Source organism: Bacillus sp. G1(2015b), from assembly GCF_001482475.1.
GTDB lineage: Bacteria > Bacillota > Bacilli > Bacillales > Bacillaceae > Bacillus > Bacillus safensis.
In genome coordinates, this window is record NZ_LKIC01000027.1 from 45471 (window position 1) to 67481 (window position 22011).

Consider the following 22011-nt stretch of genomic DNA (forward strand, 5'->3'; position numbering starts at 1 on the left):
AAGGGTTTCTCAACTCAATATTCCCCTTTAATTTTAAAGAATGACCCACGAATCGTTCCAGCTAGTTTAGACTTCTGCCTAGCAAATTTAAATTTTCCTTCTAATTCCTTTGGTACTTCCATCCCTTCAGAAAGCTTAAAACCAACAGCACGTTTTTTCGGGTCATCCACTGTATACAGGACGTTAATTGCAAGACCATCCTCATAAAAGACGTAGGTCCATTTGATATTTTCCACTTGAAAACTTGCCGTTTCTAATGGTTTGGCTGCAAACTCTAGTTCACGTTCTTCTTTTAACACTCGGTTCACATAATCAAGGGTCTCCTGACTTTCGCTGGCAGGTAATACTGTAAATGCATGCTTATATTTGTTCATAAAGTAACGAGCCTCATTCGCTCGTAAGCCAGCAAGTGCTTCTGCTACAGGTGAAGACTCTAAACCAATCGTAGACACATGTTTAAAATCAACGATATAAGCCATTTCTATCCCTCCATATCCTTGTTATTTCCGTACAACAGGAATCCACATCTCACCAAGTAATAAGTCGTTTCGCTGTCCCATTTCTACCACTGCATTTGGTCCACCAACATAGGCGAAATTCTTTGCTTCAGGCAAGACTTGACCAAATGCAATACCAGTAAGCGTTTGATGCAATTCATCAGCGGTTTTAGCTTCCCCTTTAACGATTAGATATTCCCCTTTAGGAAATTGAATCACTCTGTCCGCTTCTGGTAACGATTCCTCTGTCATGACCCCGACATAATGCATCAGCTTATTATTTACCGCTTCGTTTACGATAAAAATATAGTCATTTGTGGCAATGGCTTTTAAGGTGTCAAGCTTACCTTCTTGGTTGACTGCTTGCCAAAAGTCTGCTTTTTCCTTCGTTATGCCCGCATAGTCTGTGTAATGACTCTTAAGTTCAGTTCCAATACCTAACACGTGAAAGCTGTCTTTTTCTTCTAGTATATATTCTGCCATATTCAACACTTCCTTTTCGAAAAATGAACCAAGTGATTCTGTCTTTTCACTTGATAGGTATATAATAGGCTTAAACCATGTCAAAAAATGATACTGTTTAGGAGGACCAGATGAAAAAAGTTGAACGGATTAATACCATCATGCGGTATATTAACAACCGCTCCAACTTTACAATTACTGAAATCATGAGAGAATTTCATATCTCTCGTTCGACAGCAATTAGAGACATCAGAGAAATTGAAGCTATGGGGATGCCACTTGTCGCAGAAGTAGGAAGGGACGGAGGATATTTTGTAATGAACAATTCTGTCCTGCCAACTGTCCGTTTTACCGATAATGAGATTAAAGCTCTTTTTATTGCCTTTATGGCCACGAGAAACCAACAACTCCCTTATTTAAAGAGTCGCCAGTCTTTAGCTGAAAAATTACTAGGACTCATCTCTGAAACCCAGCAAGATGACCTTGTTCTGTTAAATCGCCTTTTGCTATTTGAAGGGACCAACCCGAATAATCCTGATTTGCTTGATTTGTCCGATCTCCCTCACCCCATGTTAGAAAAATTAATCCAACTGCTTATTTTGGATCGATATTTACTGATTACCGTTAGAGAGGAGAAAGTGATCAAGTCCTATCCCATTTACCTTTTGAACCTTTATCGTGAAAAAAGCCTGTGGTTGATTGAAGGCTTTGATGTAAAGGAAGAGAAGAAACGGATTCTGCCTGTCGACAATCTCACAGATGTAAAACCATGCTCTACGAAAAATAGATTAAGCAGGAAAAAGATTTTAGAAAAACTAAGTAAGCAGGAGGAGGTAATCAACCTTGTCCTTGAACTTGGTCCAAAGGCAATTGCACAGTTCAAAAAATACCATCCTTTCAAAATGTCAATTTCTTATACGAATCCTTACCAAACTACAGCCATTTTAAAGACTTTTATCAATGTTAATTATTCAGAAGAAATAACCGAAATAACAAATTGGCTATTTTTCCTAGGCGATGATATCAAGGTCCGGGAAATGCCTGTAGAAATCTTTGAAAGTTTACAAGAGAGACTACTCCTATATTGTCCATAATCAATGCTGGTTAGACCTCATATTAGATACATGAAGGTGAGTCGTATTTCGAATCAAATCTCAATGAACCACCAATCTTACTTCCATCTTCTGTAGATCTCAGCTGCGGAAGAAACGGTTAAAGATTTAATAGAACTCGATCAAAATTTAAAAGGTGAATATTCTTTGTTAGAGACAGATCAGCAAACTACAATGGCATTGTAAGCCGAAATGATGAATGCGACAAATGATGGAACACCGATTCCTATGAATTTTGACAAGAAGGCAGTTAAATACATTTTAGATAAAGGGGTTAATTTTATTGATTTCTTATGATGAAGAACTAATAAAGGATTTGGAATTAAAAGACCTTCTTAAAAGTGTCAAAGTACATAAAAATCCCGAAATTTATTTAGATTTAATAGAACAAAAATTTGATTTTGCTGGTTCAAAAATAGATTGGTTACAAACCAATAAACATTATAGTAAGAGCTCAAATAATGAATCGTTACTTCCTGATGCTCTTCTATTTATAACTGAATTAAAAGGCAAATATTTAGCTAATCACTTACAAGTAATTTACATAGGGGATAACCTTACAGAGTTTGGGTACCAGTTTGAATTAAAACATTTAGAAGAGTTACTAGTCTATTTTTTAGATATCCCACAGCACCACTACTTTATATCATTAAAAGGTGATTGGTGTATTTGTATTTCATTTGAAAACGATTTGGATTTCGGATTTAGTTTAAACAAAAAATAATTCTAAACGTCACGTATAGGAAAAATAAAAGATTTATAGTAGGAAGTAAAAAACCTTGATTGGCTTTATGCCTATCAAGGTTTTTGTGTTTATTGGTCTTCATACCAAGAAAACCCCGACAAAAAGGGGTATAAAAAAGGGGACCTTTTTTCTATGTGGATTATCATATGAAAGAGACAAGCAAAACCAACGTGAATATTTTGTCCAGAAGGAAGAACCTGCGGATGCTGATCATTGAGCATTTTAAGTGCCTTGATTGGTGTCCGCTTTTTTTATTTGGGAGACGCGCCTTTCCCTTATCAAGGGCGTATCTGGATACGGAACAAAGGTGTTGAGGAATGTGGTCATACGAGATGGACATTCTGAGCCTGGATAGCAGCTGGTCTGCGGCAGCCGTATCGAGGACAGTTTTTCGTTTTATTTGATGATTGACTGTACTTGGCATCCTCTCGGAGTGTAGTCATCATTTCAAAATCTATTTAAGCGAATAGCGTAAGGTGGTGCTTATTCGGCAAGGAGCGAGTGAAATGAAGATCAGGGATTCTGTTTCTAAAGAGACATTAAAGCAATTTAAAACAAAGCATTGCAGCTTGCTCAAAATTTAAAAGATGAATATGCTGTCAGAGACGGAGCAGCAAGCTATAATGGCATTGTACGTTCAAATGATGAATGTGACAAATGACGGAAAAGCGATATCGTCAAATCTACAAGGCAAAAATCGATATTGAGAAGCAATCTACTTAATACCTCAATATCAAAAGGAACAAAAAGTGCCAACCTTCCTTTTTTATTTTTACAAGCTCGGTCATTTATAGTAAAATGAGAACAAGAGTTCGCATTATATTCCGATTTTAAATGGTTGGATAAGCAGATAAAAAAAGATATAATACAAGTTATGAGGTGTAAATAATATGAAGAAATTTAAAGTAGTCTCTTTATTTTGTGGGGCTGGTGGTCTAGACTTAGGATTAGAAGCAACTGGAAAATTCCAGACGATCTTTGCCAATGATATGGACAAGGATGCTTGTAAGACTTTTTCGAAGTGGTCAGATGCAATTGTAGTACCCGGCAAAGTAGAAAATATTAGTGCAGATGAAATTCCAGACGATATTGACATAGTTACCGGTGGATTTCCGTGTCAAGGATTCTCGGCAGCTGGTCCACGCCAAGCTCTTGATGTACGAAATAAACTATATTTAGAACTTTGTAGAGTTGTAGAGGCTAAACAGCCGATTGGATTTTTAGCGGAAAACGTTAAAGGACTTACAACAATGGAAGATGGTCTGATCTTAAAGAAAATTGTTGAAGACTTTAGTTCAAAAGGTTACAATCTGTATCACCAAGTTCTTAATGCTGCCGATTATCAAGTTCCACAGGATCGTGAACGAGTAATTCTAGTCGGAATCAGACAAGATATTGATAAAGGGTTTGAGTTTCCCGAGCCCACTGGTCGAATTACTCTTAGAGAGGCAATTGGACATTTTCCAGAACCAAATTCAAATGATGTTTGCCAAGATCCATATTCATCAAGATACATGAGTCGAAACAGAAAACGTGATTGGGATAATGTGAGTTACACTATACCAGCAATGGCTAAACAAGTAACATTACATCCAAGTTCACCAGATATGACTAAACTTGAAAAAGACTTATGGAAATTCGGTGAAGGAACAACAAGACGATTCAGCTGGCAGGAGGCTGCGGCTGTTCAAACATTTCCAGAATCTCTTGTATTTGAAGGGGATTTAACTAGTAAGTATAAGCAGATTGGAAATGCTGTTCCACCGAAACTTGCCGAAGCCGTTGGGTACAAATTTGCCGAAGCACTCGAGAAAGCCATAGAAAGAGAGAAAACGAAGGTAGTGATTTAATGGCAAGTCAAACAGTAAATGGAAAGGCCTTAGAATTTGCATTTTTACAATCTCTTGATCAATCTTTAAATGGACGAGCTAATGTTCAAGTAATTGGTTCTCCTCAGTTACAAACAGCGCATAACGCTTTTTTATCCCTTCCACAGATGACACAACAGAAAATGAGTGAAGGTGCTGACGCAGGAATAAATACCATTCTTCAATTAGAGCCACGTCTAACTCATGACAATGGAACTTTACAGCTTTCAATATTACCTGATTCAGCAGGTAAAGCTGGTGATGTTCGTGACGTGCTAGCTGTTAGGAGCACTGAAGGTTGGGAGATAGGAATCTCTTGTAAGAATAATCATGCTGCTCTTAAGCATTCACGTTTATCAGCAACAATTGATGTAGGCGATTCCTGGTTTGGTTATAATTCAACAGCTGATTATTTCCGCCAAATAGTACCAATCTTTAACGAGCTAAGTAATTTAAGAACGCAAGGTACGTTATGGAACCAGATTCCTGATAAGGCTACTCGATATTATATACCCGTCCTTAATGCGTTAATCGATGAATTGTGGAGACTAGATGGGATTTATCGTGGTCAGATTCCTCAAAGATTATTAACGTACTTATTGGGACGACACGATTTCTACAAAGCGATTGTTAAAACTGGTCGCAGAACAACCGAGCTCCAAGGTTTCAACTTACAAGGAACATTGAATCAGGGATCTCCTGGCGTAAGACCAACTCTAAGAATGCAGCAATTCAGACTGCCAACAAGATTTTATGATATTCATTTCAAGCCTGAATCAGATAACACGATTTTAATTGTTCTTGATGAGGGTTGGACAATCTCTGCTCGTATTCATAACGCTAGTTCCAGAGTTGAAGGATCATTGAAACTTGATGTTCAACTTGTTGGATTACCACCAAACCTATTCAGACAGTCTTTAGGCTGGTAATAATTTAAAGAGTCCATTAATGGGCTCTTTTTATTTTGCCTAGAGTTCCATTTTCTCAATCTTTCGAATCATCAGAATATCGATTCACTAGAAGAAACGATAGATGAATAGAGCAAAGGGAGGAAGCAATGAAAATGGAATAACAAAATGAGTGAAAATTTGCCAAGAAGCCAGAGCCTACGGACGCTGACGCCTTGAACATTTTAAATGCCTTGTTCGGCGTCCTTTTTTTGGTCACGATACCTTAGTAGAAGAACACTTTTTAGAAGTCCAGTCAATATGTGTGAATCACGAATGCCAAAAGCATTGTGAAGGATCAAAAAAAGCATTCAAAAAAGGTTTCTAAAGAACTCTTTGTATAAAAGCCTGAAAGCACACTCAATCAGTGTGTTTTTCTTATGAAAAGAACACACAATCGCTGCACAGCACGTGCTGAAGACATTTGGACTTCTTTGATGCATGTGAGTTGATTAGACTTATAAGCAAAGAGAAGAAAGGAGGAATTCCAACTGTACTTAACCAAAAGGGGCACGACTTTACTATCTATGCTGCTTCACACGACATCTTATCTATCAATAGAAGATTTACAGAATCGGATGAAAGTCTCGACTCGAACAGTTTACGCTGAAATCAAACGAATGAACAGCTGGCTGGAAACTCATCAGCTTAGTGGTGTGCAGCGAAAAGGTCAACTTGGCTATTATTTAAATCCTCTGGAAAAAGAAATCATTATTCAAAAAGCTGATACCATTCTTGTTGGTCACGATTATGAACCATGTAAAAAGGAACGAAGGGCTATCTTGCTTTTATCCATAGCATGCAGTGAGCATTGCCTAAGAATTGATGATTTCATGAAGATGACAAAGGTGAGCCGAAATACATTGCTCGAGGATATGAAACAGCTAAAAGAGGCGCTTTCAAAGCAGGAGATCACACTCCGCTATCAGGCAACAAGCGGCTATGTGATTTCAGGAGACGAAAGGGTCATTCGATTGGCACTCAAACCTTATATACATTTCATTCGCACAATGATAAAAAACGAAAAAACGTTTCCGTCATTTTGGTTAAAGGGACCTATTTCGTCCAAACGGGTACACCATCTCCTCCAGCAGTCAGAACAAGAACTTAAGCTTGAATTTGCAGATGAGATGCTGGATCAGCTCTCTTTGGATCTCTTTTTCTACTTCAAGCGGATGAAGCTAGGGCATGCTGTACACATTTCAAACGAAGAAAAGCGAACATTGCAGGAAACAGAGGAATGCTTGGCGGCTATTCGTTTCATGGCACAGATTCAAAAAGAGGCCAGTCTCATTGTTCATGATGATGAGATCTATTTTCTTAGCACCCTATGGCTCAGTGCAAAAAAGCAAAAACTTCCATCAATTAAAAAACCAGAAGAACATCTCATTCGCACCATCGCCAGACAAATGATATTTGACTTTCAGCGATATGCTTGTATTTCCTTTCAAGAACCAAAAGCATTGGAGCAAAACTTAACCATGCATTTAATTCCAGCTTATTACAGGCTCATCTATCACATTGGTATAATCAACGAACTGACGGAGTCTATAAAAAAAGCACAGCCAGAAGTATTTGAAATCACTCAAAAAGTTGCCTGCCATTTAGAAAAGGCGGCCTGTTCAAAGTTGAGTGACCATGAAGTTGCATATCTCGCCATGCATTTTGGCAGCTGGATGAGAAGGGAAGGAATTTCATCCATTGTTAAGCGCTCTGTATACATTGTCTGCGGAGAAGGAATCGGCACAAGTTACATGCTGAAAACTCAGCTCCTCGAATTAATCGGCTACATCGAAGTACGAGGGCTGTTATCAAAGCGTGCATATGAAGAATTAGCAGCCGTTGATGCAGATTTCGTTGTGTCCACAACACCTATTTCGTTTAAAGGAAAACCAGTTCATCTCGTTCATCCTATTTTAACTGCCTATGAGAAAAAAACATTACTTCAATACGGGAAAGGCTTAGAAACGATGGTTGACGAGCAGCATGTAAACGCTCTATTCAACATCATTCAGCAGCATACCATCGTACAAAATAAACAAGCACTGCTTCGTGACATTCAGGAGCTGCTTCATCCCACATATGTATCCTATCAGAAAGGGTGGAACCCAGTGTTAAACGATTTATTAACAGAACAAACCATTAAGCTCCACCAAACAGCAGACACATGGCAAGAGGCGATTACAAAAGCGGCGCAGCCTTTACTTGACCAAAATGCCATTGAAACAAGTTATGTAGAAGCCATGATTCAGTCTGTTCATCAAAATGGTCCTTATATTGTGATTGCACCACAAGTGGCCATTCCACATGCAAGGCCCGAGGATGGCGTGAACAAATTGAGCATGACACTCATGTCATTCAAACAGCCCATTTCGTTTTCAAAGGATGGCAAAAAGCAGGTGAGGCTCGTCATTGTGTTAGCCGCTATTGACAGCATGAGCCACTTGAAAGCACTCAAACAGCTGACCATGCTGTTAAGTGAAGAGAAACGGACGAAACAATTGATTGAAGCAGAAGATTTAGCATCGGTGCAAGAATTAATTGATCAATTTTCACAAGTATAAAGGGGGAAAAAGAGAATGAAAAAAATTCTAGTTGTATGTGGAAACGGGTTAGGAAGCAGCTTTATTGTAGAAATGAATGTCAAAAAAGCATTAGAAGAATTAGGTCTTAAAGCTGAAGTGGATCATACCGATCTCAGTACAAGTAAAAATGAACAAGCAGATCTTTATATCGGCGCAGCTGATATTATTGACCAGCTGAATGACGGCACAAGAAATGTGGCTGGCTTAAATAATTTGTTAGACCAGAAAGCCATTAAGGACGTCCTTCGTCAACACATTTAAGTCATGAAAAAGGGGGATTCACATCATGATAGAACTGATCATGAACGATATATTGGGCACACCTGCCATTCTTATCGGTTTATTTGCTCTAGCCGGTTTACTTTTGCAGAAAAAATCAGCCGCAGATACTGTGTCAGGCACCTTGAAAACAACCATGGGCTTTTTAATATTAGGGGCGGGCGCTACAGTCGTCTCTGATTCACTCGGGGTTTTTCGAAAGATGTTTGAAGCAGCCTTTCACATTCAAGGGGTTGTGCCAAATACAGATGCTATGGCCGCCATTGCTCAAAAGGAATTCGGTACACAGACAGCACTCATTATGATTTTTGGCATGCTGGTCAATTTGTTACTTGCAAGAGTCACACCCTTTAAATACGTCTTTTTGACTGGGCATCATACGTTGTATATGGCGGCTATGCTCGCCGTCGTTCTCTCGACCGCCGGTATGCACGGGTGGCTGCTCATCTCCACTGGCTCAATGATATTAGGGGCAGCTATGGTCATTGCCCCCGCAATCCTTCAGCCGTTTACGAGGAAAGTCACCGGAAGCAATGATCTCGCGCTCGGACACTTCAGTACTTTCGGGTATTTTACTGCGGGAATGATCGGCAAATGGGTTGGTTCTCCTGAAAAATCAACGGAAACCATTCAAGTGCCTAAATCACTCGGTTTTCTAAGAGATACATCTGTTGCCATTTCGATTACGATGGCTTTGCTGTTCTTTGCGATTGCACCGTTTGCAGGAATTCCTTTTATAGAACAAATTAGCGGGGGCACGAACTTCGCTGTCTTCATTCTCATTCAGGCGATTACGTTTGCTGCTGGTGTGTACATTATTTTAGCAGGGGTACGGATGGCCATTGGCGAGATCGTGCCTGCTTTTAAGGGGATTGCCGATCGATTCGTGAAGGGAGCAAAGCCGGCACTTGATGCGCCAACCGTTTTTCCATTTGCGCCAAATGCGGTGATTATCGGTTTTCTATGCAGCTTTGCAGGAGGCATCGTATCCATTTTTCTTTTACCTTTGTTTGGTTTAACTGTCATTGTCCCTGGTCTTGTCCCGCACTTTTTTTGCGGTGCTACAGCAGGAGTGTATGGCAATGCAACAGGAGGGGTAAGAGGTGCTGTCGCTGGGTCCTTTGTAAATGGATTGCTTCTTTCCTTTTTACCTGCTTGTTTATTACCTGTGCTCGGAACCCTCGGCTTTGAAGGGACAACGTTTGGAGATACAGACTTTGGTATCATCGGAATCTTAATTGGATTGATCAAGTTTTTATTTCAGCTGTAAAAAGGAGGAGACTGAGATTGACAGCCACTTTTTCACCTTCATTGATGTGCATGGATCTCACGCACTTCCGTGAACAAATTCATTTTCTCAACACGAGAGCAGACCGGTACCATGTCGATGTGATGGATGGGCATTATGTGAAGAATTTGACGTTATCACCCTTTTTCATTGAACAGCTTCGGAAACTGACAAATGTACCGATTGATGTTCATCTAATGGCTGAACACCCCCAGGAATTTTTAATCGATGCATGTATTGATGCAGGCGCAACGATGATTTGTTTACACCCAGAAGTCGTGCAGAAAGATGCCTTTCGAATCATACGGCATATTCACCAAAGAAAATGTGAGGTTGGCTTTGTTTTAAACCCCGTCACACCAGTTGCAGCATTAGAGTCCTTTATTCATTTAATAGACCGAGTGACGATCATGACGATCGATCCAGGCTTTGCCGGACAGCCATTTATTAAAGAAATGCTTCAGAAAATTAAACAGGTGAAAGATATCAAAAAACACGGAGGATACTCGTTTTCAATTGAAGTAGACGGCTCTTGTAATGAGAGCACGTTCCGGCTGCTTGCTGAGGCTGGAAATGAGATCTACATCATCGGCACCTCAGGTTTATTTGGACTTCATAAACAACTCGACACTGCTTGGGAAACAATGAAGCAAATATTTTCAAAAGAAACAGCTTCAATCGAATCGCGTTAGTAAAAGAGAGGATGAAACCCATCCTCTTTTTTTACGCAATTTTTACTAAAATGATATTTACTCACCAAAACTTACCCAAAAACAAAATAAAAATCGCAAATCTATAATTGAAAGCGCTTTATTAATATGTTATCCTTCAAATATCTTTAGTAAATATTTAGTCAAATAACGATGAGGAGTTTGCCTATGACCACACTCAAAGATATTGCTCATGATGCAAAAGTGTCCGTTTCCACTGTATCCCGTGTGTTAAATGGCGATCAAACACTTGCCGTTTCACATGCAACGAGACAAAACATCCTCGACATTGCTAAGAAGTTAAACTATACCCCAGTGAGAGCAAGAAAAGCCGATCAAGCAGAAGAAAAAAACCCATCTGAATCCCCAGTCATCGGTATCGTTGTCGCTCAATCCATTGACGAAGAATTAAATGATCCCTTTTTTTCATCGATTCGAAAAGGAATTGAAAAAGAATATGCCAAACAAGGCCTGTCTACTCTCCATACCTTTCGCCTAAGAAGCATGGATAAAGGGGCGATGCTAAAGGATATTGACGGCTTGATTGTCATTGGACGAATCAGCCCCGATACGGTTGAAAAAATGACAAATCGAATGGAACACATTGTTTTTATCAATCATTATGCGGATGAAGATTTGTATGATTGTGTACATGTGGATTTTGTCAGAGCGGCAGATCGCGCCATTCGTCATCTGCAATCACTCGGTTATACACATCTAGGCTATATTGGCGGGAAAGAGCGGGAGCATTATTTCGAAGGCAACGCTGTGATTGAGGACGAAAGACAAACGACGTTTATGAAAAGAATGCAGGAAGCGGGCGCTCTTCATATGGAAGACATCCACATTGGTGAATATTCCATGCAAGAAGGCTATTCGCTTATGCAGCAAGCTATCAAAAAAGGAAAACTGCCGCAGGCCTTTTTCATTGGAAGTGACTCTATGGCCATCGGGGCAATGCGCGCTCTCCATGAAGCCGGTCTACACGTTCCTTCAGATGTATCCATTGTTGGATTTAATGACATTGAAGCCGCATCATTTTCAAGCCCGCCGCTTACGACTGTCAAAGTATATACAGAAGAAATGGGGGAAGTCGGTCTGAAGCTTTTGCTTGAGAGAATAAACGGAAGAAAACTTCCTCTAAAAGTCGTCGTGCCAACAACACTCATCGAGCGAGGCAGTACATGTCTCATCCATGAAAGGGGGTGAACCATCGATTTCAGCAAACAAAAAAGAGACAAAAAAGCAGAAAACAAGCTGCTTAGCATGATGGCCAGATCATGCTAAGAACAAGGCAGCCTGCCGGTATGCTCTCTTATCTCTTTGAAAAGAATAGAATTCCAGTATAATGGACTTCTTTTGTTTCCGCAACTGCATGAATTCTACCGATTATCGTCTGAATTTTCAGTGATCAAAAGGAGGAAACCATGAATAAAAAAATCATGCTGCTGATTGCAGCCATTTTCTTGACCATGATTTTGTCTGCTTGCGGCAATAACGGCTCTTCTGAAGCAAATGGAAAGGTCACCTTGACGCTATTTTCAACGATGAGCAACAGCGGGGAAAGAAAAGCGTTTGAAGAAGTGATTCGTGAGTTTGAAAAGGAGCATCAACACATTCGATTCGATGCCAATTTCCCAGGCAACAGCTATGAAGATATGATCCGCGTCAAAATGGGGGCAAACGATATGCCAGACCTTTTTGATACACATGGCTGGGCCAAACTGCGCTATAGCGAGTATGTGGCTGATTTAAAAGAGAGATGGATTGGGTCAAACATCTTGATCCTTCACTCGACCAGATTTTAAAGGACCAAGATGGCAAAGTGTACGCCTATCCGCTGAATCAAGCAAAAGACGGGCTTAGCTTTAATGCCAATCTATTAAAGGAATATGGCATCGAAGCCCCTAAAACACTTGATGAATTAAAATCGGCTTTGCTGACAGTGAAAGAAAAAAGCAAAGGAGATGTTGTGCCGCTCTGGATACCAGGAGGAGATAACTCAAATATTGCCCAAGTCTTTGATGAGCTGGCGACGCCTTTATTAATCACCGATCAAAAACATCAATACGGAAAGGAACTTGAAAACGGATCATTTGATTGGTCTCTCTATACACCGCTTGCACAATTCATGAAAGATCTGAAAGATCAAGACCTTTTAAACAAAGATGTCCTGACAGCGAAACTCTCTCAAGCACCGGAACTCATGGCGCAAAACAAAATCGCCTTCACCTTTGTCGGAGGATCGTTAGGACCTGAAGCAACAGAGCTGAATCCATCGATCAAAGTAGGCACGATGCCTGTTCCAGCCATTCATGAAGGAGATAAACAAAGCTGGATTGGCGGAGAACGGTTTACTGTCGCTGCTTGGAAGGATTCTAAGCATTTAAAAGAAGCAAAGCAATTCATCGATTTTTTAGCAAAGCCTGAAAACGCCAAAAAAATCGCAGAGGGCACATCCTCTGAAACAGCTCTAAAACAAGTGAAAGCGAAAAACTATTACTCTACATTTTACGATCAATACGAACAGGTGAAGAATGAACCGTATTTCGATCGAAAATACTTACCAAGCGGAATGTGGGCGGTCATGGCAACAACGGGTCAAGAATTATTAGCAGGCTCGATCACACCAGAACAGTTGTCAAAGAAAATGGAAGAGGAGTATAAGCGTCTGAAAAAACAATAGCCGATGGATGCTGAAACAGGAGTGAAGCCAATGAATGACATCACAAAAGCAAAGCAGCCAGCCGCATTCACCTCTATACCAAAACAAAAGATGCAAAAACGCCAGAATTCCTCACTTTGGTGGATGTACATGCCAGCTGTTCTCGTCGTCAGTACCTTTATCATTTATCCTTTTTTGAACGGCATTCAGCTTTCTTTTACGAATTGGAACGGTTTCTCACAAACTTATCAATGGATTGGTCTTGAGCAATATGAGCGGCTGCTTCAGGATCAAGCGACATGGCTTGTTGTCAAAAACACGCTTCTCTACGGAATTGGGAGCACCATCTTACAAAATATCATCGGACTTGGATATGCGCTCTTATTAAATCAAAGCTTAAAGATGAAAGCCATCACAAGAACAGTCATCTATTTACCTGTCATGATCAGCCCGATTGCGATGGGCTATATTTGGTATTTTGTGTTTGCTTACCAAGGCGGTGCCTTAAATGATGTGGTGATGCTTTTTGGATTTGATCAAATAAATGCGCTCGGCAACCCGCAATTTAACACATGGATCATTGTGCTTGTTAACACATATCAATTCGTCGGGATTGCGATGATCATTTATTTAGCAGGACTTCAAAGTATCCCTAAGGATTATTACGAAGCGGCACAATTAGACGGCGCATCGAGCCTCCAGCAATTCAGGCGGATTACATTGCCGCTGCTTATGCCGTCGATCACCATTAATGTTGTGCTGAATGTCATTGGCGGGCTCAAGCTCTTTGATGTCATTGTGGCACTCACGGGCGGTGGACCTGGAGATTCCTCGCAATCCATGTCGACCTTTATGTATGATCTGTATTTCAAACGTCAGGATGCGGGCTATGCAGCGACGCAAGGGGTGTTCATGGCGGTCATCATCCTTGTCATTAGTGTCGCAGCGCTGACTTATTTCAAACGAAAGGAGACCGAGGTGTGATGGATAACGCCTATAAACGCAAGAAAAGATGGTACTCCTTCCTCGCACTATTGATTACATTGCTACACCTCATTCCATTTTATATTTTGGTGACGACTTCATTAAAGGGGATAGGAGATTTTAGTTCAAAATGGCTGTTTCCGAAAGCGCTGCACCTTGAAAACTTCCGCACAGCATGGACAGAGGCTCAGCTTGGCCAGTCCTTTTTGAATACAGTGATCATTACGTTCAGCTCCGCTGTATTGCTCATTATATTTGGATCTCTTGCAGCCTATCCGCTCGCAAGAAGGAACACCAAGCTGAATAAAGCAGTCTATGTTTTATTTATTGCCATTATGGTCATTCCGCCGCTCACAGCCCTTGTCCCGCTCTATAAAATGGTCGTTCAAATCGGGATGATGAACACCTATCAAATTGCTATTTTAAATAATGTGGCTGCTTTTTTGCCGCTGACGATTTTCTTATACGCAGGCTTTATCCGGTCGACCATTCCAAAGGAGCTTGAAGAAGCTGCCCGTATTGATGGAGCAGGGACACTCAGAGTTTTTTTCACTGTCGTTTTTCCGCTTCTAAAGCCCATTACCGCTTCTGTATTAATCATTGCCTGCGTGTATATTTGGAACGACTATCAATTTGCTATCTTCTTTTTGCAAGATAAAGAGATGCATACACTCACGGTCGCCTTATCCCATTTTTTTGGTCAAAATCAGCATCAGCTTCAGCTCGTTGGTGCAGCTGCACTCATTGCGATGCTGCCAATGGTTACGATGTTTTTACTTTTACAAAAATATTTTATCGCAGGGCTTTCACAAGGGTCTATCAAAGGCTAGCCCAATATGGATGTAAAAAGGAGAGTCGTCTATGTCTAAAATTACATTTATCGGTGCAGGGAGTACTGTGTTTGCTAAGAATATATTAGGAGATTGTTTGTTTGTTCTCGCCCTTGAAGGCTTTGAATTCGCATTATATGATATCGACCACAACCGGCTGAAAGAATCAGAAACGATGCTACGGCATTTAAAAGCAAATTACGGTGCAAATGTGACCATCCAGTCCTATCAAAACCGGAAAGAAGCCTTACAGGATGCGAAATATGTCATCAATGCCATCCAGGTCGGAGGCTACCGTCCAAGTACTGTCATTGATTTTGAAATACCTAAAAAATATGGATTAAGACAAACGATTGCAGATACGGTAGGGATCGGTGGCATCTTCCGTTCCCTGCGAACCATTCCTGTCATGCTTGACTTTGCAAAGGATATGGAAGAGGTTTGCCCAAGTGCTTTATTGTTAAATTACACAAACCCTATGGCTACATTGACAGGTGCAATGCTGCGCTATACTCAGGTTCAAACAGTTGGTCTCTGTCATAGTGTGCAAGTGTGTACAAAGGACCTATTTGAATCTCTTGAAATGGAACATGAAGGCATTGAAGAAAAAATTGCCGGCATTAACCATATGGCATGGTTATTAGAGGTAAAACGGGATGGTAAAGACTTGTATCCAGAAATCAAAAGACGAGCAAAAGAAAAGCAGCAATCACGGCATCATGATATGGTTCGTTTTGAACTGATGGATAAATTCGGCTACTATGTCACAGAATCCTCAGAGCACAATGCCGAATACCATCCATATTTCATCAAATCACGGTACCCTGAACTAATCGGTCAGTTTAACATTCCGCTAGACGAATATCCGAGACGCTGCGAGGAACAAATCAACAATTGGAATACAATGAAGCATGACCTTGTAGGAAACACAAAGATCACACATACCCGCTCTAAAGAATATGGTTCCCGTATCATTGAAGCCATCGAAACGAACGTTCCCTTTAAATTTGGCGGAAATGTTCTAAACACTGGCGGGCTCATTGACAACCTGCCTAAAAAAGCCTGTGTAGAAGTACCGTGTGTGGCAGATCGAAGCGGCATCATGCCATGCTATGTCGGAGAGATCCCTGAACAATTGGCTGGACTCAATCGAACGAATATCAGCTCACAGCTGATGACAATTGAAGCAGCAATCAGCGGTAAAAAAGAACACATTTATCAAGCGGCTTTACTGGATCCACACACAAGCGCTGAACTATCAATTGATGACACCATTAAATTATGTGATGAACTCATTGAAGCACATGGAGAGATGCTGCCAAATTATATAGAACCAAATCAATATGCCGCATCAACCAAATAATATCAATGAACCAGCCTCTACCTGATGCACAGCGCATCAGGTTTTTCTTATGAAGCAAAAAGAAGATTGACTGAGGGCCATTTTCATATTATGATTTTTCTAAAGTTAACCAATAGTTAACCAAAAATATACCATGAATTTTTGGTATTCTCGTGTCATATGTCACAAACAAACCAGATGATCACAACGTAAACCAAAACTGCCGTTTGATTTGACAAAGAGTGTATACAGATGAATGCCCGTTAGATGAGACAATGACGATACATACACACCCTTTAAGCATGACATTCTTTAACAAAGAGGAGAGAGGGAACATGACCAAAACAGATGTACAAACGTTGAAAAATTATATTGGCGGACAATGGATTGAGGCAGAAACAAGTCAAACAGAGGCAGTGTATAACCCTGCTACTGGCGAAATCATCGCGGAAGTGCCGCTTTCAACAAAAACAGATGTTGAACGTGCGGTACAAGCAGCACAGGAAGCGTTTACTACTTGGTCTAAAACTGCTGTTCCCCGGCGTGCACGCATTTTATTTAAATACCAACAGTTACTCGTTGAGAACTGGGATGAGCTGGCTGAACTCGTAACGATTGAAAACGGAAAAAGTGTAACAGAGGCAAAAGGAGAAGTGCAGCGCGGGATTGAATGTGTGGAATTTGCTGCGGGCGCACCGACGTTAATGATGGGAAAACAGCTGCCAGATATTGCGACTGGACTTGAATCAGGCATGTACCGCTATCCAATTGGCGTCATCGGCGGCATTACGCCATTTAACTTTCCAATGATGGTTCCATGCTGGATGTTCCCACTTGCCATTGCCTGCGGAAATACATTTGTTTTAAAACCTTCAGAACGAACTCCTATTCTTGCGGCACGGTTAGCTGAGCTGTTTGAAGAAGCGGGTCTTCCAAAAGGTGTTCTCAACATCGTTAATGGAGCTCATGATGTCGTCAACGGCCTGCTTGAACATCAAAAGGTCAAAGCCATATCATTTGTCGGATCTCAGCCAGTCGCTGAATATGTCTATAAAAAAGGAACGGAGCATGGCAAACGTGTCCAAGCACTTGCAGGCGCAAAAAATCATTCCATTGTCCTCAAAGATGCGGATTTAGACGCGGCAACGAAACAAATCATCGGGGCTGCCTTTGGATCAGCAGGAGAGCGCTGCATGGCTGCAGCCGTTGTCGCAGTGGAAGAAGAAGTGGCTGATGAGTTGATTCAAAAATTAGTGGATGAATCAAACGAGCTCGTCATTGGAAACGGAATTAATGAAGAGGTCTTTCTTGGGCCAGTCATTCGAAAGGAACATAAAGAACGAACGCTTCAATACATCCAGTCAGGGATTGAAGAAGGAGCAAGCCTCATTCGTGATGGCCGGCAAGACCACGAAACAAATGGAGAAGGGTATTTCGTCGGACCGACGATCTTTGATCATGTCACAAATCAAATGAAAATTTGGCAGGACGAGATTTTCGCCCCAGTCTTATCAATTGTCCGTGTTTCTTCATTAGCAGAAGCCATCGACCTGTCCAATCAATCAAAATTTGCGAATGGTGCCTGCCTGTATACGGACAGCGCATCAAGCATAAGAGAATTTCGCGAAAACATCGAAGCGGGCATGCTCGGTGTAAACATCGGTGTACCCGCACCAATGGCATTCTTCCCGTTTTCCGGCTGGAAGGATTCTTTCTACGGGGACTTGCATGCCAATGGAACAGACGGAGTGGAGTTTTACACAAGAAAGAAAATGGTCACCGCTCGTTATATGTAATCATAAGAAGAAAAAATGCAGCTCCCCATAGGAGACTGCATTTTTTTGTTGTCTTCTAGTCAAAAAGTAAGGGTTTTCATCGTGATTACAGCAAGGTTTTGCACTAGAAATCATTCTTTCTATTCATTCTTCATCAGTCCCTATCAACATATTTTGAAATTGGGCCTAAACCCCAATATTAGGAAGATGAAAACAGGAGGAAATGAAACGATGAGGACGAGGATGAAGTGCGGCGTTGGTTTATTGATTCTTGCTTTGGTACTGAGCTTTTTACCGGTATATGATGCGAGTGCGGCAAGCACAACAATTGCAAAACGTGTAGGAAATGCCAACCCGCTCATAGACCACCACTTGGGCGCTGATCCATTTGCGCTCACCTATAACGGAAGAGTGTACATTTATATGTCGAGTGATGACTATGAATATCACAGCAACGGAACGATTAAGGATAATTCTTTTGCCAATTTGAATAGGGTCTTTGTCATCTCTTCAGCAGATATGGTGAACTGGACAGATCATGGCGCGATTCCAGTAGCTGGGGCAAATGGAGCAAATGGCGGCAAAGGAATTGCCAAATGGGCAGGTGCTTCCTGGGCTCCATCAGCAGCGGTGAAAAAAATCAATGGGAAGGATAAATTTTTCCTTTATTTCGCGAACAGCGGCGGAGGGATTGGCGTTCTGACAGCAGACTCCCCCATCGGTCCATGGACAGATCCTATCGGAAAAGCACTCGTCACGCCAAATACACCAGGGATGGCTGGAGTTGTATGGCTTTTTGATCCTGCCGTTTTTGTAGATGATGACGGCACTGGTTATCTATATGCCGGTGGAGGTGTTCCAGGCGGTTCTAATCCAACGCAGGGACAATGGGCGAATCCTAAAACAGCAAGAGTTCTAAAACTAGGACCTGATATGACAAGTGTGGTAGGCAGCGCGTCAACCATTGATGCTCCTTTTATGTTTGAAGATTCGGGGATGCATAAGTATAACGGAACCTATTACTATTCCTATTGCATCAACTTTGGCGGCTCCCACCCAGCAGATAAACCACCTGGTGAGATCGGTTATATGACGAGCTCAAGTCCGATGGGTCCCTTTACGTATAGAGGGCACTTCCTGAAAAATCCGGGTGCATTTTTCGGGGGAGGCGGTAATAACCATCATGCTGTGTTCAATTTTAAAAACGAGTGGTATGTCGTGTATCATACCCAAACGGTCAGCTCTGCTTTATACGGATCAGGAAAAGGCTACAGATCTCCGCATATTAATAAGCTTGTGCATAATGCTGACGGTTCTCTTCGAGAAGTCGCAGCCAATTTTGAAGGGGTTAAACAGCTTTCCAATCTGAATCCTTATCAGCGTGTAGAAGCTGAAACATTCGCATGGAATGGACGCATTTTAACAGAGGCATCTTCAGCTCCAGGCGGACCGGTCAATAACCAGCATGTCACAAACATTCAAAACGGAGATTGGGTGGCTGCCAGTAACGTCGATTTCGGATCAAACGGCGCGAGAACATTTAAAGCGAATGTAGCATCAAATACAGGCGGGAAAATAGAAGTACGCCTCGGAAGTCCTGACGGCAGACTCGTCGGAACACTGAATGTCCCTTCCACAGGGGGAACAAATAACTGGCGAGAAGTAGAAACGGCAGTAAATGGAGTAGCAGGCGTGCACAACGTATTTTTTGTTTTTACTGGAACAGGTGCAAACCTATTTCAATTTGATTCCTGGCAGTTTACTCAAAGGTAAATAAGAAAGACAAGATGATAGGAGAGTGGAAGAATTTGATGTCAATGATCAAAAAACCAATCTGCACTTTATTGATCTGCTTCACCATGCTGTCTGTCATGTTCATCGGACCTGGCGTAACTGAGGTTTCAGCAGCAGATGCCAATATTAATATCAATGCGGAAAGACAAGTGATTCGCGGCTTTGGTGGAATGAATCATCCGGCTTGGATTGGTGATTTGACCGCACCTCAAAGGGAAACCGCCTTTGGCAACGGGCAGAATCAATTAGGATTTTCCATTCTAAGAATTTTTGTAGATGAGAACAGAAATAATTGGCACAGAGAGGTCGCCACTGCCAAAAGAGCAATAGAGCATGGAGCTTTGGTGATCGCTTCACCTTGGAACCCTCCAAGCAATATGGTAGAGACCTTCAACCGGAATGGTACATCTGCAAAGCGGCTGAGATACAATCAATACGCCGCATATGCTCAGCATCTGAACGATTTTGTGACGTATATGAAAAATAATGGCGTCAATCTCTATGCTATATCTGTACAAAATGAGCCCGATTATGCACACGAATGGACATGGTGGACTCCTCAGGAAATCCTGCGTTTCATGAGAGAAAATGCTGGCTCCATTAATGCCCGCGTGATCGCGCCAGAATCCTTTCAATACCTTAAAAATATATCAGATCCTATCCTAAACGATCCGCAGGCGCTTGGAAACATGGACATTCTCGGAGCCCATTTGTACGGAACCCAAATCAGTCAGCTTCCGTATCCTCTTTTCAAACAAAAGGGAGGGGGAAAGGAGCTTTGGATGACAGAGGTCTACTACCCGAATAGCGATAACAATTCAGCGGACCGCTGGCCTGAAGCATTAGGAGTTTCAGAGCATATTCACCATTCGATGGTAGAAGGGGACTTTCAGGCATATGTTTGGTGGTACATCCGCAGATCCTACGGCCCTATGAAAGAAGATGGTCTAATCAGCAAACGTGGTTACAACATGGCGCATTTCTCCAAGTTTGTACGCCCAGGATACATCAGAATTGATGCAACGAAAAGTCCTGAACCGAATGTTTTCGTATCAGCCTATAAAGGAAACAACCAGGTCGTCATTGTCGCGATTAACAAAAACAATACAGGAGTCAATCAGCACTTTGTGATGCAAAACGGAACTGCTTCACAAGCGTCAAGATGGATCACAAGCAGCAACAGCAACCTTCAGCCTGGTACAGACTTAAATATATCAGGTAATCAATTTTGGGCTCATCTCCCGGCTCAAAGTGTGACAACATTTGTGGTCAAACGCTAAAATGAATTGAATCACCAAAAGCCAATTTTCTCATTTCAAAAGAAAATTGGCTTTTTTTATGCAAATAGGAAGTTGATTTTTTCACTATGTCCTTACATTGGGTATAATAATGGCAATGACTTCAGGAGAGTGATCAATGTATGCCAAAGCTTCAAAGCAAAGTATTAATGATCGATGACGAAAAAGAAATCTTGGAATTAATTAACACTGTATTAACAAGGGAAGGCATTGATCGCGTCATCACTGCTTCAACTGCCCGTGATGGGCTTGCAAAATTTCATCAAGAACAACCCGATCTTGTCATACTTGATATTATGCTGCCAGACGGTGAAGGCTATGATATTTGCAGACAAATCAGAGAGACCTCCCATGTTCCGATTATCTTTTTATCAGCAAAGGGAGAAGAATCCGACAAAATTGTAGGACTTGCCATCGGCGGAGATGACTACATTACAAAACCATTCAGTCCAAAGGAAGTCGCCTACCGGGTGAAAGCGCAGCTGAGAAGGATCTCATACTTGCAGTCAACTCAAGCCGATCCCGTGATCAAAAAAGGGCCGTTTGAGTTAAACGAGCAGCAAGCAGAACTGACTAAAAATGGTGCGATCATTGAGCTCACGCCGAAAGAGCTTCTGCTGATGACCTACTTCTTGCAGCATCCGAACCGCGTTATCAGTAAAGAAACGCTTTATCAAACCGTTTGGGGAGAAGATTTCTTCGGTTCTGACAATACGGTAATGGTTCATATCCGAAGACTTCGGGAAAAAATAGAGGATTCCCCGTCAACACCAGAGTTTCTCGTCACCGTCAAAGGGCTTGGTTATAAATTAGTTGTAAAGGATGCGTAA

The 22011-nt window shown here is 41.5% G+C and carries 18 protein-coding genes and 2 pseudogenes; 18 read left to right on the forward strand and 2 right to left on the reverse strand.

Annotated features, from left to right (window positions below; all coding sequences use genetic code 11):
- Positions 1-14: 14 nt before the first annotated feature.
- Positions 15-479: a hypothetical protein gene (locus AMR95_RS14065; protein WP_058838634.1), complete on the reverse strand. Its 465-nt coding sequence runs from the start codon at positions 477-479 to the stop codon at positions 15-17.
- A 21-nt stretch (positions 480-500) separates the two neighbouring features.
- Complete coding sequence (locus tag AMR95_RS14070; RefSeq protein ID WP_058838635.1) at positions 501-980, reverse strand: GyrI-like domain-containing protein; 480 nt, start codon at positions 978-980, stop codon at positions 501-503.
- A gap of 110 nt (positions 981-1090) precedes the next feature.
- Here AMR95_RS14070 and AMR95_RS14075 point away from each other — a divergent pair, with 110 nt between their 5' ends.
- The 18 genes and pseudogenes from AMR95_RS14075 to AMR95_RS14160 all read left to right on the forward strand — a co-directional run bounded on the left by AMR95_RS14075 (position 1091) and on the right by AMR95_RS14160 (position 22011).
- Positions 1091-2053 carry a helix-turn-helix transcriptional regulator gene (locus tag AMR95_RS14075; RefSeq protein ID WP_058838636.1) on the forward strand — a complete coding sequence of 321 codons (963 nt, stop codon included), beginning with the start codon at positions 1091-1093 and terminating at the stop codon, positions 2051-2053.
- 301 nt (positions 2054-2354) lie between these two features.
- Positions 2355-2795 carry a hypothetical protein gene (locus tag AMR95_RS14080; RefSeq protein WP_058838637.1) on the forward strand — a complete coding sequence of 147 codons (441 nt, stop codon included), beginning with the start codon at positions 2355-2357 and terminating at the stop codon, positions 2793-2795.
- Between the two features lie 586 nt (positions 2796-3381).
- Positions 3382-3536, forward strand: a pseudogene (locus AMR95_RS19600) (T7SS effector LXG polymorphic toxin); the annotation flags it as partial.
- A 170-nt stretch (positions 3537-3706) separates the two neighbouring features.
- Positions 3707-4666 carry a DNA cytosine methyltransferase gene (locus AMR95_RS14090; RefSeq protein WP_058838639.1) on the forward strand — a complete coding sequence of 320 codons (960 nt, stop codon included), beginning with the start codon at positions 3707-3709 and terminating at the stop codon, positions 4664-4666.
- Complete coding sequence (locus AMR95_RS14095) at positions 4666-5613, forward strand: HaeIII family restriction endonuclease (RefSeq protein WP_058838640.1); 948 nt, start codon at positions 4666-4668, stop codon at positions 5611-5613. The genes AMR95_RS14090 and AMR95_RS14095 overlap by 1 nt, the downstream gene beginning before the upstream one ends.
- Before the next feature lie 509 nt (positions 5614-6122).
- Positions 6123-8195, forward strand: coding sequence for a BglG family transcription antiterminator (locus tag AMR95_RS14100; protein WP_268503137.1), 2073 nt, complete (start codon positions 6123-6125; stop codon positions 8193-8195).
- Between the two features lie 15 nt (positions 8196-8210).
- A complete protein-coding gene (locus AMR95_RS14105; protein ID WP_039179043.1) occupies positions 8211-8477 on the forward strand; it encodes a PTS sugar transporter subunit IIB in 267 nt (88 codons plus the stop codon).
- 25 nt (positions 8478-8502) lie between these two features.
- A complete protein-coding gene (locus tag AMR95_RS14110; protein WP_058838642.1) occupies positions 8503-9765 on the forward strand; it encodes a PTS ascorbate transporter subunit IIC in 1263 nt (420 codons plus the stop codon).
- Positions 9766-9782: 17 nt separating this feature from the next.
- Complete coding sequence (gene alsE / locus AMR95_RS14115) at positions 9783-10475, forward strand: D-allulose 6-phosphate 3-epimerase (RefSeq protein WP_058838643.1); 693 nt, start codon at positions 9783-9785, stop codon at positions 10473-10475.
- Between the two features lie 186 nt (positions 10476-10661).
- Positions 10662-11702, forward strand: a complete 1041-nt coding sequence (locus AMR95_RS14120) for a LacI family DNA-binding transcriptional regulator (RefSeq protein WP_039179034.1) — start codon at positions 10662-10664, stop codon at positions 11700-11702.
- Positions 11703-12109: 407 nt separating this feature from the next.
- A pseudogene (locus tag AMR95_RS14125) lies at positions 12110-13179 on the forward strand (ABC transporter substrate-binding protein).
- A gap of 30 nt (positions 13180-13209) precedes the next feature.
- Positions 13210-14142, forward strand: a complete 933-nt coding sequence (locus tag AMR95_RS14130) for a carbohydrate ABC transporter permease (RefSeq protein WP_058838695.1) — start codon at positions 13210-13212, stop codon at positions 14140-14142.
- Entirely contained in the window at positions 14142-14972 is an 831-nt protein-coding gene (locus tag AMR95_RS14135) for a carbohydrate ABC transporter permease (protein WP_039179030.1), read from the forward strand. Before AMR95_RS14130 ends, AMR95_RS14135 begins: the two co-directional genes overlap by 1 nt.
- A 31-nt stretch (positions 14973-15003) precedes the next feature.
- The gene (locus AMR95_RS14140; protein WP_058838644.1) at positions 15004-16335 is read left to right on the forward strand and encodes an alpha-glucosidase/alpha-galactosidase; all 1332 of its coding nucleotides are present in this window, start codon (positions 15004-15006) and stop codon (positions 16333-16335) included.
- A gap of 314 nt (positions 16336-16649) precedes the next feature.
- Positions 16650-18110, forward strand: coding sequence for a CoA-acylating methylmalonate-semialdehyde dehydrogenase (locus tag AMR95_RS14145; RefSeq protein ID WP_058838645.1), 1461 nt, complete (start codon positions 16650-16652; stop codon positions 18108-18110).
- Positions 18111-18320: 210 nt separating this feature from the next.
- Positions 18321-19862 carry a glycoside hydrolase family 43 protein gene (locus AMR95_RS14150; RefSeq protein ID WP_058838646.1) on the forward strand — a complete coding sequence of 514 codons (1542 nt, stop codon included), beginning with the start codon at positions 18321-18323 and terminating at the stop codon, positions 19860-19862.
- A 35-nt stretch (positions 19863-19897) separates the two neighbouring features.
- On the forward strand, positions 19898-21163 hold the full coding sequence (locus tag AMR95_RS14155) for a glucuronoxylanase (protein WP_039179020.1): 1266 nt from the start codon (positions 19898-19900) through the stop codon (positions 21161-21163).
- A 140-nt stretch (positions 21164-21303) separates the two neighbouring features.
- On the forward strand, positions 21304-22011 hold the full coding sequence (locus tag AMR95_RS14160; protein ID WP_058838647.1) for a response regulator transcription factor: 708 nt from the start codon (positions 21304-21306) through the stop codon (positions 22009-22011).

Coding starts and splice junctions, on each gene's coding strand:
- AMR95_RS14135 (WP_039179030.1), top strand. CDS start 14,142: ATGGATAACGCCTATAAACGCAAGAAAAGATGGTACTCCTTCCTCGCA.
- AMR95_RS14140 (WP_058838644.1), top strand. CDS start 15,004: ATGTCTAAAATTACATTTATCGGTGCAGGGAGTACTGTGTTTGCTAAG.
- AMR95_RS14095 (WP_058838640.1), top strand. CDS start 4,666: ATGGCAAGTCAAACAGTAAATGGAAAGGCCTTAGAATTTGCATTTTTA.
- AMR95_RS14150 (WP_058838646.1), top strand. CDS start 18,321: ATGAGGACGAGGATGAAGTGCGGCGTTGGTTTATTGATTCTTGCTTTG.
- AMR95_RS14105 (WP_039179043.1), top strand. CDS start 8,211: ATGAAAAAAATTCTAGTTGTATGTGGAAACGGGTTAGGAAGCAGCTTT.
- AMR95_RS14070 (WP_058838635.1), bottom strand. CDS start 980: ATGGCAGAATATATACTAGAAGAAAAAGACAGCTTTCACGTGTTAGGT.
- AMR95_RS14145 (WP_058838645.1), top strand. CDS start 16,650: ATGACCAAAACAGATGTACAAACGTTGAAAAATTATATTGGCGGACAA.
- AMR95_RS14130 (WP_058838695.1), top strand. CDS start 13,210: ATGAATGACATCACAAAAGCAAAGCAGCCAGCCGCATTCACCTCTATA.
- AMR95_RS14065 (WP_058838634.1), bottom strand. CDS start 479: ATGGCTTATATCGTTGATTTTAAACATGTGTCTACGATTGGTTTAGAG.
- AMR95_RS14120 (WP_039179034.1), top strand. CDS start 10,662: ATGACCACACTCAAAGATATTGCTCATGATGCAAAAGTGTCCGTTTCC.
- AMR95_RS14090 (WP_058838639.1), top strand. CDS start 3,707: ATGAAGAAATTTAAAGTAGTCTCTTTATTTTGTGGGGCTGGTGGTCTA.
- AMR95_RS14075 (WP_058838636.1), top strand. CDS start 1,091: ATGAAAAAAGTTGAACGGATTAATACCATCATGCGGTATATTAACAAC.
- AMR95_RS14160 (WP_058838647.1), top strand. CDS start 21,304: ATGCCAAAGCTTCAAAGCAAAGTATTAATGATCGATGACGAAAAAGAA.
- AMR95_RS14110 (WP_058838642.1), top strand. CDS start 8,503: ATGATAGAACTGATCATGAACGATATATTGGGCACACCTGCCATTCTT.